The organism is Vibrio sp. 1874, assembly GCF_033344395.1.
Lineage (GTDB): Bacteria > Pseudomonadota > Gammaproteobacteria > Enterobacterales > Vibrionaceae > Vibrio > Vibrio alginolyticus.
Window position 1 is genome coordinate 484,035 of record NZ_JAWPOR010000001.1, and the last position, 16,754, is coordinate 500,788.

Sequence of the window (16,754 nt, forward strand, 5' to 3'; positions counted from 1 at the left end):
ATATGCAAGCATCTATTGTGATTATTGGTAGCGGCTTTGCGGCTTACCAATTGGTGAAAACAGTGCGTCGAATGGACGCACATATTCCGCTGCAAGTGTTTACTGCTGATGATGGCGCGGAATACAACAAGCCCGATTTGAGTCATGTATTCAGTAACAAGCAAACTGCCCAAGATTTGGTAGTTAAAAGTGGTGAGGCGTTTGCACAGGAACACAACATCGAACTGTTCGCCCATACCATGATTGAGCATGTCGACGTGCAAGCTCAGCAAGTGTTAGTCAATGGTCAAGCCTACCCTTACTCAAAACTGGTGTTTGCGACAGGCGCGAAAGCCTTTGTGCCGCCAATATCTGGTGGTGCAGCACCTGAGGTGATAACGCTGAACTCGCTACAAGAATATCAATTAGCGGAAGAGCAAATTAGCCGCGCGGAACGAATTCTAGTAATGGGTGGTGGTTTGATCGGCGTCGAGATCGCCATGGATCTCGCAACCAGTGGTAAAGCGGTTACGGTGGTTGAGCCAAATCCCCGTTTGCTCGCTAACTTGATTCCTGAATTCGTCGCATTGCCGTTGGAGAACCAACTTAAGCAGCAAGGTATTCAACTTGCCTTGGAGACTGGAGTTGCTGCGATTAATCACTCAAATGATTCGCTGGTGGCAAGCTTGAGCCAAGGTAAAGCAATTGAAGCTGATGTAGTGATTTCAGCGGCGGGTTTACGTGCTAACACTTGGTTAGCGAAGGCTTGTGGGTTGAGTGTCAATAAAGGCATTGAGGTGAATGCCCGATTACAGACATCAGCAGCCAATGTGTTCGCATTAGGTGATTGTGCTGAAATCCAAGGTCGAATGATGCCTTATCTCCAACCGATCGTGCTAAGTGCCAATGCTTTGGGCAAACAGCTACTAGGGCAAGAAGCAGAGTTGAAACTACCGCCTATGATGGTAAAGGTCAAAACACCGAGTTATCCAATTCAATTGGCAGGCGATTTTAGTTCGGTGACGAATTGGAGCGTGCAGATTTCTCAAACTGGCATTGCCGCGAAAGCAGAGGATGAAAATAGCCGACTCATGGGCTTCGTCGTGACGGGAGAACAAGTTACGCAAGCATTTCCATTACTTCGAGAGTTGTCTCAAGCCGGTCAGGCTTAACCGATTTAAACGAAAAGAATTGTAATTAGAGAGGGTATCATTATGTCGCATCTACGAATTCCTAAAGACTGGACTGTTCAACGTTCAACGCCTTTCTTCACTAAAGACAATGTGCCACCAGCGCTACTGACTCATCACAATACCGCTGAGGGAGTGTTTGGACAGCTTTGCGTCATGGAAGGGCAAGTGACTTACTACGGCTTTGCTGATGAAAATGCCACAGAAGCAGAAGTAGTGGTGGTGATTAATGCAGGCCAGTTTGCTACAAGTCCACCGCAGTACTGGCACCGCATTGAGATGAGCGATGATGCTCAGTTCAACATCAATTTCTGGTCGAACAAGGACAAGAGTGGGCAAGCGATGTTCCATGCTAAGCAGTAGTAAACCTTTTTAAGTGCTTTGACTGTTATGCTAATCGTCAAGTAAAGGGGTGTAGAAGGCGCAATAAACGAACTGAAATACTGGATCATCGAGACCGTGGAAAGAGAAATCACGAGTAATGATTTCAATTCTTTAGTAGCATGTTACGAAACATTTCAGTCAGGTGAACTAAGGGAAGCGTGCAATGGAAAAACAACGAGTAGCATTTATTGGTCTGGGAGTGATGGGATACCCAATGGCTGGTTACCTAAGTAAAGCGGGCTTTGAAACCAAAGTATACAACCGCACAAAAGCGAAAGCCGACAAATGGGCTGAAGAATACCAAGGCGTAGCTTGTGAAACACCACGTGAAGCGGCAGAAGGCTGTGACATCGTTTTTACCTGCGTGGGTAATGATGATGACGTTCGTAGCGTTGTTTACGGTGAAGAAGGCATTCTGGTCGGTTTGAAAGCGGATGCAGTGTTAGTCGATCACACGACCACTTCTGCAGACCTAGCGGTTGAGCTGGCTGAAGCGTGTGCTAAGTATGGTAATCACTTCATTGATGCGCCAGTTTCTGGTGGTCAAGCAGGCGCAGAAAATGGTGTTCTAACCATCATGTGTGGTGGTGAACAAAGCATTTTTGACCGTGTGTCTCCAGCGATGGATGTGTACGCGAAGCAGATGACGCTACTGGGTGAAAACGGTCAGGGTCAACGCTGTAAGATGGTAAACCAAATCTGTATTGGTGGCGTTTTACAAGGGCTGAGTGAAGCTTTGTTGCTGGCACAAAAATCAGGCTTGGACATCGCTCAAGTTGTAGAAACGCTTAAGCATGGCGCTGCAGGTTCTTGGCAGATGGAAAACCGCGCAAATACGATGGCTGAAGACAAGTTCGATTTTGGCTTCGCTATTGATTGGATGCGCAAAGACTTAGATTTCTGTCTGCAAGAAGCTGAGCGAGTGGGTCTAGAACTTCCACTGACTAAGAAAGTGGATGAGCAATACGCAGACCTTCAACGTGATGGTTTAGGTCGCATGGATACATCAGTACTGATCAAAGCGGTAGCTAAAAATCAGTAGTTGATGAATCAGTAATAGATAAACAGTTCTTTGGTATCAAAGAGCTTAAAGAAATCTAAGTTAATCATAATGAATCTCCTTGAGCATGGTTTGTGACTTGTGATTAAGGATTAGTGATTTGAAATCAGGAGGTGCTGTTGGGCACCTCCTTTTTTATGTCTTTTAATCACACAGCGTGACGATCACAGCGTTCGCTTACTTGTTTAAGCCTAGTGCAATCTCAAGACCTTTGCCGTACGCTTCGTCCGCTTGGTATGCGTGTTGAACGTGGCGCTGTTGGATGAACTCTGGTACACCGTCCATTGCGCGAGCTGTGTTGTCGAACAGAGTTTGACGTTGCTCTTCACTCATCAGACGGAATAGGTCACCCGCTTGGCTGAAGTAGTCTTCGTCTACACGGTGATCGTAGTGATCAGCGTTGCCGTTGATGCGTAGAGGTGGCTCAGAGTAATCTGGTTGCTCTGCCCATTCTTGTTTGTAGTTTGGCTCGTAACCTAGTGTTGAACCAAAGTTGCCATCAACGCGCATTGCGCCATCGCGGTGGTAGCTGTGAACAGGGCAACGAGGTGCGTTCACTGGGATTTGATGGTGGTTCACACCTAGACGGTAACGCTGAGCATCGCCGTAAGCGAACAGACGACCTTGTAGCATCTTATCTGGAGAGAAGCCGATACCAGGTACTACTGCAGCTGGGTTGAACGCTGATTGCTCAACTTCTGCGTAGAAGTTTTCTGGGTTACGGTTCAGTTCAAACTCACCAACTGGGATCAGTGGGTAGTCTTTTTGAGACCATACACGTGTTAGGTCGAATGGGTTGAAGTTGACTTCATCCGCTTCTAGCTCAGGCATGATCTGTACGTACATCTTCCATTTAGGGAAGTCTTGACGCTCAATCGCTTCGTAAAGGTCACGGTGATGGCTTTCGCGGTCTTTACCTACGATCGCTTCTGCTTCTTGGTCAGTTAGGTTTTTGATGCCTTGCTGAGTTTTGAAGTGGAATTTTACCCAGTAACGCTCGTTTTCTGCGTTGATGAAGCTGAATGTGTGGCTACCAAAACCATGCATATGACGGTAAGAAGCAGGGATACCACGGTCACTCATTACGATAGTCACTTGGTGGAATGCTTCAGGTAATGACGTCCAGAAATCCCAGTTGTTGGTAGAGCTACGCATGTTAGTGCGAGGGTCGCGTTTTACTGCGTGGTTTAGGTCTGGGAATTTTAGTGGGTCACGCAGGAAGAATACTGGTGTGTTGTTACCAACCAAGTCCCAGTTACCTTCTTCAGTGTAGAATTTTAGTGCGAAACCACGGATGTCGCGTTCTGCGTCTGCTGCACCGCGCTCACCAGCTACAGTAGTGAAGCGAGCGAATAGTTCTGTTTTTTTGCCGATGTCAGAGAAGATCTTAGCGCGAGTGTATTTTGTGATGTCGTGCGTTACTGTGAACGTACCGTAAGCACCTGAACCTTTTGCGTGCATACGACGCTCAGGGATCACTTCGCGGTCAAAGTGTGCCAATTTTTCAAGGAACCAAACGTCTTGTAATAGTTGAGGGCCACGAGGACCTGCAGTCATAACGTTTTGGTTATGTGCGACAGGGCAACCTGCTGCTGTAGTCAATTTCTTGTTTGTCATTTTTCTTCCCCCTCCAGGGCTCAATACCTTAGAAACTGTAGAGGAGGTTATTACGGAAAAGCTGGAGGAGAAAACTGATATTGCTTATCAATTCAATAGATGGTGACTATGGTCGAAACTATATTAGAATCAGAAATTTACTACATTAGCTTGATTGACATAACAATCGACGTTCTCGAAAGCGATTGACTGGGGGGGAGCGCTATCCAGTTAGCGTGTCTGCGATGCTAGTAATATCGCCCCTTAAATGAAGTTTTACGTGTCATCAAAGGGGCGAAAGGGGGGAAGTAATTAAGAGTACTTCACTTCAAGTTGTTCAGCTTTTGCAAATGCTGGGTGTGTCGCGAGCTGTTTCCCATAACGTTCAATATTAGGGAAGTGATTAACTAAACCAAACTTTTGAACCAATTCGACAATGAAAGACATCATGATGTCTGCGCCAGTCAGCCGCTCTTCTACTAGGTAAGTTTTGCCTTCTAAGGATTGCTCGAAGTAGCCTAGTACATTCATTGCTTCCTTGTCGGCATAGCCTGGTAAAAACTGAGTTTCATTTGGCTCTTTGCTTACGAAGATTTTTAGCAGCATAGGTAAAATTGCAGAGCTTTCTGCAAAATGCATCCATTGCAGATATTCTGTGTGTGCTTTTGTACCACGCTCAGGAGCAAAGGCTCCGTCACTGTATTTCTCAATCAAATATTCGGTCATTGCACCTGACTCAATGATAATCTCGCCGTTATCTTCAAGAACAGGTGACTTTCCTAATGGGTGAACACTTTTTAGTTCTGGCGGTGCCATGAAGGTCACGGAATCACGAACATAGGGTACAATCTCGTAATTTACATCTAGCTCTTCAAGTAACCAAATGATGCGCTTTGAACGAGACTGATTGAGGTGGTGAAGTTTAATCATTTACATATCCCTTTTTATAATGGGTCGTTAATCTGTACTACAAGTTTGCCGAAATTCTTACCTTCCAACAGACCGATGAATGCTTCTGGCGCATTATCCAGTCCTTGTACTAGATGTTCGCGGTATTGGATCTTTCCTTCTGCCAACCATTGATTAATATCTTGCGCAAATTCACCGTAACGATGTCCGTAATCATCAAAAATGATGAAGCCTTGCACCTTGATTCGTTTGGTCAGGAGCTTACCCATTAGTAATGGAAGGTGGTCGGTACCTTCAGGCAGCTCTGTCGCGTTGTACTGAGAAATCAAACCACAAAGTGGGATACGCGCATTTGTATTCAGAAGTGGCAATACAGCCTCGAATACTTTGCCACCTACGTTTTCGAAGTAAACATCGATACCTTTGTCACAGGCATTTTTCAGTTGTTCTGCAAAGTCTTCAGTTTTGTGATCAATACACTCATCGAAACCAAGCACCTCTTTAGCGTAACGGCATTTTTCTTCTCCGCCTGCTATACCAACAACTCGGCAACTTTTGATTTTACCAATTTGACCAACTGTTGCGCCTACAGGCCCCGTAGCAGCTGCTACCACGATGGTTTCCCCTGGTTTTGGCTGACCAATGTCGAGTAAACCCATGTACGCGGTAAATCCTGGCATACCTGCAACGCCTAACGCGTAAGAAGGGTTTTGCGGTTCTTTACCAAGTTTAATGACCATCTCACCAGTTGAGATAGCGTAGTCTTGCCAGCCAACAGTGTAGGCAAGAACCCATTCACCCGCTTCGTAATCTGGGTGGTTTGATGTTTCTACCTGACAAACTGTACCACCGACCATTACGTCATCAATTGCAACAGGGTCAGCGTATGATTCGGCATCACTCATGCGACCACGCATGTATGGATCTAGAGATAAATAAACCGTTCTCAATAGCATTTCACCCTCTTTCGGAGTCGGTTTCGTTACCTCTTCTAAACGAAAGTTTTCTTGTGTCGGTGCACCATGGGGACGTGACGCGAGTACGATTCTGCGATTTGTTGCGTTAGTCATATCTATCTCACTTGTTGATTAGACCGGTCGTCTAGTATTTATTTCAAAATATCCCGCTTATTTAAAGCGGGAAGGTTTACTGTGTTAACACTGACGCTTTTTCTGACAGTGAAACGTGTGTAGGGTGTTCATTCTGCTTCCACGCCGCCCGTTATGGGCAAGTGCGCGTATTCTGCAGTAAGTGTTGAGTATAGGTCAGACTTTGCGTCAATGCTGCCTGATCTTGATAAAGTTTGTTCAGCAAGCTAGCGCCATTCCAAAGGTAGTATATCTGCCTTGCTAATAACGCACTGTCACCATTGGGGATTGAGCCATCTTGAATGCCGATGTCAATGCAATCCGCTATCGCTTGAATGGTTTTGTCTGCTCCTTGGCGTAATGCCAAGCGCATTGACTCAGAGAGATCGGAGACTTCTGCACTTAACTTAACCAATAAACATTTGTTCGCATTACACACGTCGTCTTCTACTTTGACCATTTCTTCGAAATAGCTCATTAGGCGTTGGTAGCCACTCAGTTCAGTATTGGTAAAGCGTGCGTTTAAACGCTCAAAATACTTAGTAAAGTAGTCTTGAATCATCGCTTCACCAAATTGTTCTTTGGATTTGAAGTAATGATAAAACGAGCCTTTTGGCACTGCGGCCTTTTTTAATAGCTCTGAAAGACCAACACTCGTGAACCCTCGGTTTACGATCAACTCGTATCCGACGTCGAGAATATGTTGGCGTGTGTCATTCGTCTTTGCGTTCATGAAGTGTACTATAGAATGAATTAGACCAGTCGTCTAGTATTTGTTGTGGGTTATTTAATCAGCTCATACTCAATAACAAAGAGCGTGTCGGTATTTGGGTAGATTTCTCGAATTAACTGCTTGAGTTTTGGTAGTTCGATGGCTTCTTGTTCTGCATGAAACTCATTAATATCTTCAAAGTGAAGTGGTTCTACAGAACGTATCTTGATATCGCAGACTTTACGATCCGTTTCTAAGGTAAAAACTTCGACTTCTGTATTGGGAACGTAATGGCTTTCTGATTCATCTCGAATCGTTATCGTCTTTTTGCCTGACGTGATCAACGGGGTTAAGAATTCAAAAAAAGTAATCTTGGTTGGATGAGATGGCATGATGTACTCGTTAGTCTGGTTGTTTGGCGTAATTATATACCCAAATACCCCAGAGATTCCTGTCTTACTAGAACGATCGAGCGCGGATGAAACGAATTAACTTGGCACTAAAGTAACCTGAGATAACGCCTATCCAGTTGGTGCTGAGATCATCAAAACTAAATGATCGATTTGGAATAAAAAGTTGGCTTATTTCTTCCATTGAAACGATAGCCAACAGCAGTAGCAAAAGACGAATCCCAAAAACGTCGGTTTTATTCGAGCTCACCAGAGAAGGGAACGTGAAGACCGATAAAAAGCCGATCAATAAACTGAAAGTAAAGTGAAGCGTACTCGATCCGCCTAAGTAGGTTTCCATTTGCAGGTAAGCAGTATGGTGTAGGTCAGAGCTTTTCCACAAAGAGAGTGAAGCGGTTAGCATCAGGACTAAAACAAAACTCGTGCGTGCCAGTATTAAAGCCATAATTAACCTATTGGAAAGAAGCCTAAGTAACGTTTTACAAAGTACAGTGCAGCTAAATTCTGGATAGCCATGCCAATTGCCATTGCCCACGCTGCACCAATCACCCCAAACATTTGGCAAAGCGTAACAAGTAGGCAGATAGACACCGTACCTGAGGAAATTGTAATGTATTTCATGGTTCTCTCATGACCGCTCATTAATAATAAAAAACCTACTGAACCAGTCGCAACATTGACTAACTGCCCCAGAGAAAGGACGACTAATAGTGGTGCCGCGGCGAGAAACTCTCCACCAAAAAGTTGCATTACAAACTCGGGGAAGAGGGTGCAAATAATTACGGGTACAATCGCTAAACCAACATTGGCTCGGCACGCCAAGCGGCTCAGATTCTGCAGTTTGCGCATTTGGCGCTCTTTGTAGAGAGACGCAAACATCGGGGCGACCACAAAGTTAATGGTAATCAGCACAAAGCCAATCAGTAGTGATGTGCGTTGGGCTGCGGCTAACAAACCGAGTTCCGCTGTTGAGATAAAAAAGCCCGCAATAACAAGGCTTCCCCACTGAAGAACATTCGTGAAGATACTGCCAACCCAGACTTGCTTGGCAGAAGCGACCATTTTTTTGTTTGGTACGAAAGCCGATGTTTGATATTGATCTGAGCCCAGCCAATTGGCACTAGATATGACCGCGACACCTATGCTCGCTAAAAGCAGTGCGGTCATTAGATTGTTGATATTTTGCTGACCGATATAGTCTAGGGCAAAGACAAAAATGACCATCAACATGCTTACCCCAAGCTGCAACGCAAACAGAGATGATACGACTTTTCTACATGCTTGAAGCACCCGACTGTTGGTTTGCGCAAGCACCAAGAAAGGTATGCAAAGCAAGCATAAAGTAATCGCATACATTGGTGATTGAGTCTGGTTTAGCTGTTCTGGAAACAGATTAAACCCTGCCAACAAAACGCCTATGGCGAGCAAGCAAAATGCCATACTTCGATAAAGTGCGGTTTTATAGTTTTGGCTTTGTTCAAGCTTCTCTTTGTTATTAAAAGCGATCGCATTGTAACGAACTAACGAGACATCAAAACCTAGCTGAGAAACGATAGCGAGTAGCGAGACTAGGTTGAATAAAAAGAAAAATTGACCGGCCGTCGAAGCGTCACTGGTCTTCGATACAATCAGAGTCAGTAAAAAAGCAAATAGCGCACTCAACACACGCGTGATTGCGGTTTTTAATCCAGTAGATAACAAGCTTTTTTTACCGCTGGGCATCAACAGTAATTTTTGTTGAACAGTGTGAAACATAGGGGCATTTAACCGTAAAGTTTATTGAGTGCGAGGCGCTGTTTTTCTTCACTGAAGGCATCGTTTAATTCTGCTGTATATTGGCGAAAATCGATCTCTTCATAATGATTGACACAATGCGCGATCTGCTTGGCCATTTCTTCAGGAGTGAGCGCTAAAAACGGGTAGTTGAGATCTTTGGTTGCGCCGATGGTCCGAATAACCATAGGAAGATGTAACTTGGATGCTTCTAGAATGGTTAACGGCATCCCTTCCCATGCTGCAGTATGTAGATAAAGGTCTGAACCCTTGAGCTTTTCAACTACCTCATCGCGAGGCAGCATGCCCGTTACATCCACATTTTCAGTGCGTAATTTCTGTTCGAGTACGTGGTCACCGCCACCTATCCATGTGATCTCTATCGGGCGGTTAAGCGCATACCGATTAAGGAACTGCAATGTGCTGATAAGAAACTGAGGATCTTTTTGGGGCGCGACACGACCAAGTACAACGAGCTTCAGCGCTTCTTGCTTGTTTCGCTCTATACGATCTTCACTTTGATAAGACACGTAGTTGTTGAGCAGTTCGGCACGTTTCGCACCAATGCTAATGGCTAGGTCACACTCTCGTTGGCTACAGCCTGCAACCACATCAATTTTGCTCAGTTTTACTTTCTCTAGTGCTTTATAGATCTGGCGTGCAAGCTCTGAGATATCTTCACGTTCGAAGGCATAACAGTGCGGTGTGTAAACCAAGCGTGCCTTGCCAAGCTTTAGAAATCGGCCGAGAAATCCCGCTTTACTCGAGTGCAAATGCACGACGTCGGGAGCAAGTGATGCAATCATGTGGTTTGCATCGCGAATAAATTGAAGCAAGCCGCCTTCTACCCACTTTGTCTGTACGAAAATGTGGTGGTTGTTCTCATTGGTCAAGTCGTTTTCTCGGGCTCTGGCTAGCAAGAAATGTTGATAAGGCTCGTCTCTGGATGAGTGAACATAACTATAGAGGGCGGTTTGAACGCCACCTCCAAACGCTTCTGTAACATGGAGTACTTTCTTCATGATGATTTTGTCCCTGGTGTTTGCATCCATTTGTGTTTAAAAGCATCACGCTCTTGCTCTGAATAAACGTGGCGATACAAGGGAAGATCGTACATATAGAACAGTTTTGAGAAGTCGTAGTGATTCTTAAAGTGTTGGTGGATATTGGAGTACCACTTGTTTTTCGCTTCGTTGCTGTTTTTCAGTACGAAGTCTTGCAACTCAAGAAACTCACCGATTTCTTTATCAAGAGAACTGAGCTGTTCGCATTTGATTAGCATGACGTTGGCCTGATCGTTCTGGAATGTGAAGAAAGGTTGAGTGTTGTCCAGCTCTTGGCGCATCACATCGATATTGAAATTACGCTTTAACTCGTTGTCGAACCAGTCCGCAAAATAGTTGAGATTGATATAGTTATCAAAGCAATGCTCGAGGTGCTGATACGTGACTTCCATATCTCGGTGAATTGCATCATTCTTTTTGCCTTCGATAAATTGCAAATGGAGGTCTTGAAAGAAACGAGAAAAGACAGTTGCGATTGGATCGCGGACCAGCGTAACGATTTTAATCTGCTCGCGTTTTTGTAAGATACGTTTTCGCTGCTTGAGCACTAAGCGATAGAGTGCGCGGTTTCGGAAGTCGAAGAATTTACTCACGTCTTTTTTATTGTGATACATGTGAAATTCTTCGTGATCATCAAAGGTGTGGATGTGATAGCTCGGGATATTTTTCTCCCCTAGCGTGTGCTCAATTGATGAGGAGCCAACTTTGCCCATTTGGTAAACTAAAACAAAATTATCAGCTTGGAGTTCTCGGTTCTTTTCAAATTGTCGAGAGATTGAATACTTCATCTATCCTATCCTTGATTATTCATATTCGTGGTGATGGTTTACCGGAAAAGTATGAGCAATGGCCCTTGAGTCGTTGCTCATGCTGATCATGACGGGTAATAAGAGTATTAAAATTATGGTGGTGTTTACCGCAACGAAAAACACCATGATGAGGGCGTATATCGCAAGTAATAAGCTTTTTCTGTTTTCATTAAGACTACGGAAGCAAAAGCGAATAAAAAGAAAATAACCACCAAACAGCAGACCAATACCAAGCAATCCGTATTCAATTGCGGTATCTAACACAAAGTTGTGGGTGTAGATCGCCAGCTCATCATAGTTAAAGTAACTGATCATAAAGTTGGGTAACATTTTCGCGCCGACACCTAACACTGGGTGTTGAAGTAAAATATCTAGCCCATTGGCAAGTAAAAGTTTTCTATGAAGATTCGATACCCAGCGGGCTTCACTTTGGTTGGCAAATAAGACGTCTTCTTGGGTTATTTCCAATGTGTCTGCTAGAGTTTCAAACCCAACGTAGAGTGTGGTTGTGACGGCAGTAAACACAATGAAGCTCAAGGCTAATAAAATCGCCCACGTGTACGTTTCGCTGAGCGATTTTCTCATTAAGTTTTTTACGAGCAGTTGGTCAAAGAAGAAAAGCAGACAAAAACCAAGTAGCGCTTTTCTTTCTTGTGATAACACCAGTAATACTAAAGCTACGAGCATCAAAAGGTGGAAAGCGCGAATTTTATCTCGATAAAGGTACAGTAGTGAGCACAGTACACCGAACCCGTATTTACTTACCCCGAGTAACTTAAACCCGCTTTGATAGCCCTGAGCAAAGTGCCATAAGGCAACGAGCGTACAGATGAAAAACAACAGATACGTGAAATAAACCATTACCCGTTCGTCATCAAACACGCCATAGGCGTACATTAGGCTCAGTAGGCACAAAATCGCTAACCATTGCACAGTTTCTATAACTAGCGGCATTAAAGGGACGCGATTTAGCAGACCATTTATGAACACATACCCAGTGAACAATAGGAGGAACCCCATACAGGGATGCATGAGTTTTTCAGCTTTTCCTTCCAATACCACTAATGCAGTAAAACCAATGGACAAAAGGCTTGCGATGTCAGAAGGGGCTAGCGCTATTCCTCCAGCACGAAACTTCATAGGAATAAAGAACAATGCTAATAGGCATGCTGCAAGCAATGAGGCGCGATGGCTCGATGGCACGGAACTATTTGTTGGCGCAAAGCTGCTGGTAGATTCCATAGTAACCTTCACGAAATTTATCGATGGTGTAGAGAGAGGCCCTATTGACTGAGTATTGACTTGCAGCGTCGTACCGCTCAACACTTTCACATAGCTGGAGCACTTTTTGGCTCAGTTCAGTGGCGTTACCAACTTGAAATAAATATTCGGCACGTCCGGTGACGTCATCCAAACCAGGTACGTCCGACGATAGTACGGGTAAGCCTGCTGCCATCGCCTCAACCGCCGCCAAACCAAAGCCTTCGACGTGCGACGATTGCACGTAAATATCCATGTCGTTCAAAAAGGCTGGAACGTCTGAAACTACGCCATGAAAGTGAACACGTTGCGCGACGTTGATTTTTGTTGCCAATTCTTGCAGTGACGATTTTTTTTCTCCATCTCCCGCAAGGTGGAGTTCGTATCGTCTTGGTAAATGGATAAGTGCTTGGATAAGCGTTTCATGATCTTTATGTTGGTGAAGTCGGCCCACCATTCCAATCTTGATAACTGGTTTGTCGATTAGGTGGCTGGCGAATCTTGGCGTCATAGAAAACCTTTTTAAATCAACGCCATTGTGCACCACGTGATATTTATGTTGGTAGCGAGGCATGAACTTCACCAGTTCATCTTGTACTTTTTCACTAATACTGACCGTCAAGTCGTGGCCCCAATATAAGACGTATTCCATGAACTTAAACAGCGGATAGTCACGTCGACGGTTATAAGAACAGTGCTCAGTCTGGATTCGTTTTTTACCTACCGCCAATAGCGCTAGGTAAATGGAAGGGTAGAGGTGCCCGTGAACGACATCCGGCCAACGCAGCAAAGAGAATCTCTCACTCAATGACAATGTGCGCCAGTTAAAACACTCTATCCCTTGGGCGGATAGCATTGGTAAGTAATCATTTTCATCACACAAGACCAAAATTTTGATTTCGTATTCAGGCTTATGTTCTAAAACAAGGTCGACTAAGAACTTCTGAGCACCGCCGTTCTGAGAAAGATCATTAATAATATGTAGAATCTTGGTTTTCATAATTAATTGGTCAGATATTGCTGTTTAAGGTCGGTGATTTCTGCATTTGAGAAAAAGTGCTTCGTCAATTTAGAATTCAGCATTTCTTCAACGTACTCGGGTGTAGGTTGAAATTGCGTTTTGAATTCTTTCATTAGTGGCGAGTACCATTTGTTGTCTGATTGATTTTCATAAACAACATCCACGGGGTAACCTAAAAAGTCTTCAACTGCGGAGTTAGCCTTCGTTAGCTTGTCACTTCGAATGACCAACAGTGAGAAGTTATTGTTATGGTATGTTTGATAGCCTACTTCGTGATTAAAAGACTCGTTAAACACATCAATCCCTGTTAGTTGTTTGATCTCGTTGTCAAACCACTGCAGCGCATATTGATGATTCATGTGCTTATCAAATGCTTCTTGGAGTAATTGCGGTCGTTCGGTACGTATTGCGCTGTCATCCTTTAGATATTTGTCCGCCATCCAAAAAGGAAGTGCTTGAAAGAACATTGAGACATTTCGTCCGATCGGTTCTCGCACCAGCGAGATAATTCGAACTTTTTTTTTGCGCTTTAACATATGGCTCATCGTTATACGCTTTAGTCGTCGCTTTAACGCATTGATCTGAGGTTTATGCAATTGCGCTCTAACGGGGGATATTTGTTTTTGCGCATCGACGGTCATAAGGTCGTGCAAGTGAATCGAGTTAGGAATGGAATGCTCTAATGCACTCGAACCTACTTTGCCCATTTGATAGATCAATACCGGCTGTTCTTGGCTTTTCAAGGTTTGGTACCAAGATAGGTTTACGTTAGTAGGCGTATTTCTGGACATAAAGCGTCTCTCCTTCCTTGGCCTTGGCTTGTGTGATTAAGACGCCAAGAGATGGAACTGAGTGTTGTATTTGTTTAGATAACGCAAGGTTAACCAGTGATGATTTTGTTGATTCTGAGCGAATGACGGTAATCAGACCATTGGCATATTGACCAAGAATAAGTGCGTCACTCACTGACAGTAGGGGCGGCGTATCGATAATGATCCGGTCATACTTATTTTGAAAATGTTCGAGCAACTTTTTAAAGCGATCAGAAGCCAGTAATTCTTGTGGGTTTGGCGGAATTAGGCCGGCCGATAATACATCTAAGTTGGCTTCTTTTATATGTGTAACACAATCTTTGATTGGCGTATCCATCGTCAGGATATGCGTTAAGCCAGGGCTTGATTCAGCAATACCGAATCGCTTTGCGATGGAAGGTCGACGTAAATCGCAGTCGATGATCAACACCTTTTCCATTTTTGAAAACGACACCGCCATATTGATACTGGTCGATGTTTTTCCTTCTTCTGGAATAGCAGAGGTAAAGGGCAATATCTTTTGCTTCGTGTTGGTTAATCTGAGCAGAAGCGAGGTTCTGACGGAGCGGCAAGCTTCACTAAATAGCTTTTCTTCATCATCTAAATACGCGGTATAACTGACGCCGTTTTTACGCAAATTGCGTTTTTTGACCATAGGAATCACACCTAAACACGTAACACCAAGTTTTTCCTGCACATCGGCTGTGCTTCGGATAACTTCTCGCATCGTTTCTAAGATGATGACCAGAGCGCAAGCAATGGCAAAGCCAAAAAAGGTGGCAATTAGTACCAGTTTGATTCGTTGTGGTGCCACCGGGAATAGAGGGATGATGGCTTTATCAGTAAAGCGAGCAGTGACATTCTTGTAGTCGCTGGTGGCGTTGGTCTCTTTCTCACGATTTAAGAACGCTTCATAGAGTGCCTTATTGGATTCAACCTCGCGTTTTAACTGTTCGTAACGCGCTTTTTGTGACCCTAACGATTGGAAGTCTGACTTTTTGTTATCGAGTTCTGCTCGAAGCATGTCCTCTTGCGCTTTTGCAGCAAGAAGGTCTTGTTGCTTACTGAAGGAAATGTCCCGGATGAGTTGCTGGGTTCTTGATTGAATTTCAGCAAGCTGTGCTTTCGCCTGAATCATTCGATCATGCTTAGGTCCGTAGCGCTGTGCCAGTTCAGAGAGATTTTTGGCTGCCTGTGCTTCCGACAATTTTAGATCGCGGATTTGCGCTTGATTAGCGAATTCATCAATTGACAACAAGCTGTCTAAACTTTGCGAAGATTTACGTCGTAACAATTGGATTAACGTCTGCGCTTCAATACGCTTATTAACAGCGATATTCAGCTTGCGAGTGAGTTCTTCTAGCTCATTTGCGTAAATTTCATCAATACCGTTTATATCGATCAACCCTTCTTTTAACAAGAATTCTTGCAGCGCTTGCTCCGAGTTACGTAATCGCTCCTCCAATTTTTGAGAGTTATTTGTCAACCAAGTAGCCGCATTTTGTGTAACGACCAATTTGGCTTCAAAATTTGCGTCAATATAGGCTTGGCCGACCGCGTTGGCGATTGTCGTCGCAAGCTTAGGATCGGTAGAACGAAAGCGAATTCTGACTAATTGGGTGTTACGTACTGGCTCAATATCGAGTTTACTTCTGAAAGCTTGAAGTGCCTGATAATAGGACTCTGAAAACTGGGCGGTTTCTTTTGGGCTTGGTGCCACATTCAGTAGGTCTTGAACAAAAGGAATCGACTTTATTTGGTCGATTTTTTTATTTAACCCCCCTGAGCTTGTGAATTCAGGTAATTGGGTGAGGTTCAGCTCTCTAATGACCTTATCTGCAATATGATTCGATTTTAAAATGGCGATTTGCGTTTGAAAGTACTCTTTTTTTGTCGTGTCGACGCCATATACTTCCTCGATTGAAAGGGCGCTTTTTTGCTCCTCTTGGATGAGTAGCGTAGCTGTAGCTTGGTATATCGATGCTTTGGAGTAGATATACCAAGTACAAGTTAATGAGAACAGAAGCGTGAATGCTGCGATGCTTAGCCAATTCTTTTTAATCGCTTTGAAGTGATGGCCAAAACGAATCAGTTCTACTTTGTTCATCTGGAGATTATTTGGATGAGTCCCGTTCATTTGATTCCCTGTCACTTAAAAGAAGCTCTGGTCAATAAATACAATGTCACCAGGTTCAACGTTGCGGTGCATACTGACTCCTTCCATCGTTTGACCCGTTTTATGCTTGGTGAGGTTAATGCCTTTGCGTGAGGCTCTGTCGGTCAAACCACCTGCTAGAGCGATGGCCTTCTCTATGGTTAACCCTGGACGGTACTCAAATCCACCAGGTTTCCTGACTTCGCCATTAACGTAAAACAGACGAAAGTTATTGATGGTGACCATCACTTTTGGATTGATGAGATAATCGCCTTTTAAGCCCGTTTCTATTTCGTACTTGAGTTGTTTTGGTGTTTTTTTGATTGCTTTGATTCGGCCAAGGTAGGGGTAATCAAAATAGCCATCTGACGTTATTAGAATATTTTTAATCGTAAGATCTTCTTCACCATAGACCTGCACGGAAATGGTATCGCCAGTATCGAGTAAGTAATCTTCCTCGTTTGAGTCAGCGTTGACCAAAGTGCTAAATAGCAACAACGCTACACTCATGAATTTGATGAATGCCTTCATT

At 44.1% G+C, this 16,754-nt stretch carries 17 protein-coding genes; 3 read left to right on the plus strand and 14 right to left on the minus strand.

Translation table 11 applies throughout. The features are described from left to right. The first annotated feature begins 2 nt into the window (after window positions 1-2). The 3 genes from norW (at window position 3) to R8N46_RS02185 (ending at window position 2,595) form a co-directional block, all read left to right on the plus strand. A complete protein-coding gene (gene norW / locus R8N46_RS02175) occupies window positions 3-1,151 on the plus strand; it encodes an NADH:flavorubredoxin reductase NorW (protein WP_005375228.1) in 1,149 nt (382 codons plus the stop codon). A gap of 42 nt (window positions 1,152-1,193) precedes the next feature. After that, the gene (locus R8N46_RS02180) at window positions 1,194-1,532 is read left to right on the plus strand and encodes a DUF1971 domain-containing protein (RefSeq protein ID WP_005375231.1); all 339 of its coding nucleotides are present in this window, start codon (window positions 1,194-1,196) and stop codon (window positions 1,530-1,532) included. 184 nt (window positions 1,533-1,716) lie between these two features. Beyond that, window positions 1,717-2,595, plus strand: a complete 879-nt coding sequence (locus R8N46_RS02185) for an NAD(P)-dependent oxidoreductase (RefSeq protein WP_213972117.1) — start codon at window positions 1,717-1,719, stop codon at window positions 2,593-2,595. A 195-nt stretch (window positions 2,596-2,790) separates the two neighbouring features. On the opposite strand, the gene R8N46_RS02190 is transcribed toward R8N46_RS02185, so the two are convergent. The 14 genes from R8N46_RS02190 to R8N46_RS02255 all read right to left on the minus strand — a co-directional run bounded on the left by R8N46_RS02190 (window position 2,791) and on the right by R8N46_RS02255 (window position 16,753). Further along, entirely contained in the window at window positions 2,791-4,230 is a 1,440-nt protein-coding gene (locus R8N46_RS02190; protein WP_017821260.1) for a catalase, read from the minus strand. A 291-nt stretch (window positions 4,231-4,521) separates the two neighbouring features. Then, complete coding sequence (locus R8N46_RS02195) at window positions 4,522-5,139, minus strand: glutathione S-transferase family protein (RefSeq protein WP_213897545.1); 618 nt, start codon at window positions 5,137-5,139, stop codon at window positions 4,522-4,524. Between the two features lie 14 nt (window positions 5,140-5,153). After that, window positions 5,154-6,188, minus strand: coding sequence for an NADP-dependent oxidoreductase (locus R8N46_RS02200; RefSeq protein WP_213897546.1), 1,035 nt, complete (start codon window positions 6,186-6,188; stop codon window positions 5,154-5,156). Window positions 6,189-6,339: 151 nt separating this feature from the next. Continuing rightward, window positions 6,340-6,939, minus strand: a complete 600-nt coding sequence (locus tag R8N46_RS02205; protein WP_005385858.1) for a TetR/AcrR family transcriptional regulator — start codon at window positions 6,937-6,939, stop codon at window positions 6,340-6,342. Between the two features lie 50 nt (window positions 6,940-6,989). After that, window positions 6,990-7,310, minus strand: a complete 321-nt coding sequence (gene yqfB, locus R8N46_RS02210) for a N(4)-acetylcytidine aminohydrolase (RefSeq protein WP_005385855.1) — start codon at window positions 7,308-7,310, stop codon at window positions 6,990-6,992. Between the two features lie 67 nt (window positions 7,311-7,377). After that, window positions 7,378-7,773, minus strand: coding sequence for a VanZ family protein (locus tag R8N46_RS02215; protein ID WP_033906760.1), 396 nt, complete (start codon window positions 7,771-7,773; stop codon window positions 7,378-7,380). 2 nt (window positions 7,774-7,775) lie between these two features. After that, the gene (locus tag R8N46_RS02220) at window positions 7,776-9,083 is read right to left on the minus strand and encodes an oligosaccharide flippase family protein (RefSeq protein WP_213972118.1); all 1,308 of its coding nucleotides are present in this window, start codon (window positions 9,081-9,083) and stop codon (window positions 7,776-7,778) included. Window positions 9,084-9,091: 8 nt separating this feature from the next. Beyond that, entirely contained in the window at window positions 9,092-10,123 is a 1,032-nt protein-coding gene (locus tag R8N46_RS02225; protein WP_053303830.1) for a glycosyltransferase family 4 protein, read from the minus strand. Beyond that, window positions 10,120-10,953: a putative capsular polysaccharide synthesis family protein gene (locus R8N46_RS02230; protein WP_005375258.1), complete on the minus strand. Its 834-nt coding sequence runs from the start codon at window positions 10,951-10,953 to the stop codon at window positions 10,120-10,122. Before R8N46_RS02230 ends, R8N46_RS02225 begins: the two co-directional genes overlap by 4 nt. A 15-nt stretch (window positions 10,954-10,968) precedes the next feature. Then, complete coding sequence (locus R8N46_RS02235; protein WP_213972119.1) at window positions 10,969-12,216, minus strand: O-antigen ligase family protein; 1,248 nt, start codon at window positions 12,214-12,216, stop codon at window positions 10,969-10,971. Then, on the minus strand, window positions 12,182-13,234 hold the full coding sequence (locus R8N46_RS02240; protein ID WP_213972120.1) for a glycosyltransferase: 1,053 nt from the start codon (window positions 13,232-13,234) through the stop codon (window positions 12,182-12,184). The genes R8N46_RS02235 and R8N46_RS02240 overlap by 35 nt, the downstream gene beginning before the upstream one ends. A 2-nt stretch (window positions 13,235-13,236) precedes the next feature. Beyond that, on the minus strand, window positions 13,237-14,046 hold the full coding sequence (locus tag R8N46_RS02245) for a putative capsular polysaccharide synthesis family protein (RefSeq protein WP_005375261.1): 810 nt from the start codon (window positions 14,044-14,046) through the stop codon (window positions 13,237-13,239). After that, window positions 14,024-16,204 (minus strand): GumC family protein, encoded by a 2,181-nt coding sequence (locus tag R8N46_RS02250; protein ID WP_005385847.1) that lies wholly within the window; start codon window positions 16,202-16,204, stop codon window positions 14,024-14,026. The genes R8N46_RS02245 and R8N46_RS02250 overlap by 23 nt, the downstream gene beginning before the upstream one ends. 15 nt (window positions 16,205-16,219) lie before the next feature. After that, window positions 16,220-16,753: a polysaccharide biosynthesis/export family protein gene (locus R8N46_RS02255; protein WP_005375265.1), complete on the minus strand. Its 534-nt coding sequence runs from the start codon at window positions 16,751-16,753 to the stop codon at window positions 16,220-16,222. Between the last annotated feature and the right edge of the window lies 1 nt (window position 16,754).

Excerpts from the sequence above, each read along its gene's own strand:
- R8N46_RS02250 (WP_005385847.1), bottom strand. The coding sequence starts at position 16,204 with ATGAACGGGACTCATCCAAATAATCTCCAGATGAACAAAGTAGAACTG.
- R8N46_RS02190 (WP_017821260.1), bottom strand. The coding sequence starts at position 4,230 with ATGACAAACAAGAAATTGACTACAGCAGCAGGTTGCCCTGTCGCACAT.
- R8N46_RS02185 (WP_213972117.1), top strand. The coding sequence starts at position 1,717 with ATGGAAAAACAACGAGTAGCATTTATTGGTCTGGGAGTGATGGGATAC.
- yqfB (WP_005385855.1), bottom strand. The coding sequence starts at position 7,310 with ATGCCATCTCATCCAACCAAGATTACTTTTTTTGAATTCTTAACCCCG.
- R8N46_RS02240 (WP_213972120.1), bottom strand. The coding sequence starts at position 13,234 with ATGAAAACCAAGATTCTACATATTATTAATGATCTTTCTCAGAACGGC.
- norW (WP_005375228.1), top strand. The coding sequence starts at position 3 with ATGCAAGCATCTATTGTGATTATTGGTAGCGGCTTTGCGGCTTACCAA.
- R8N46_RS02235 (WP_213972119.1), bottom strand. The coding sequence starts at position 12,216 with ATGGAATCTACCAGCAGCTTTGCGCCAACAAATAGTTCCGTGCCATCG.
- R8N46_RS02230 (WP_005375258.1), bottom strand. The coding sequence starts at position 10,953 with ATGAAGTATTCAATCTCTCGACAATTTGAAAAGAACCGAGAACTCCAA.
- R8N46_RS02195 (WP_213897545.1), bottom strand. The coding sequence starts at position 5,139 with ATGATTAAACTTCACCACCTCAATCAGTCTCGTTCAAAGCGCATCATT.
- R8N46_RS02215 (WP_033906760.1), bottom strand. The coding sequence starts at position 7,773 with ATGGCTTTAATACTGGCACGCACGAGTTTTGTTTTAGTCCTGATGCTA.
- R8N46_RS02225 (WP_053303830.1), bottom strand. The coding sequence starts at position 10,123 with ATGAAGAAAGTACTCCATGTTACAGAAGCGTTTGGAGGTGGCGTTCAA.
- R8N46_RS02220 (WP_213972118.1), bottom strand. The coding sequence starts at position 9,083 with ATGTTTCACACTGTTCAACAAAAATTACTGTTGATGCCCAGCGGTAAA.
- R8N46_RS02255 (WP_005375265.1), bottom strand. The coding sequence starts at position 16,753 with ATGAAGGCATTCATCAAATTCATGAGTGTAGCGTTGTTGCTATTTAGC.
- R8N46_RS02200 (WP_213897546.1), bottom strand. The coding sequence starts at position 6,188 with ATGACTAACGCAACAAATCGCAGAATCGTACTCGCGTCACGTCCCCAT.
- R8N46_RS02180 (WP_005375231.1), top strand. The coding sequence starts at position 1,194 with ATGTCGCATCTACGAATTCCTAAAGACTGGACTGTTCAACGTTCAACG.
- R8N46_RS02205 (WP_005385858.1), bottom strand. The coding sequence starts at position 6,939 with ATGAACGCAAAGACGAATGACACACGCCAACATATTCTCGACGTCGGA.
- R8N46_RS02245 (WP_005375261.1), bottom strand. The coding sequence starts at position 14,046 with ATGTCCAGAAATACGCCTACTAACGTAAACCTATCTTGGTACCAAACC.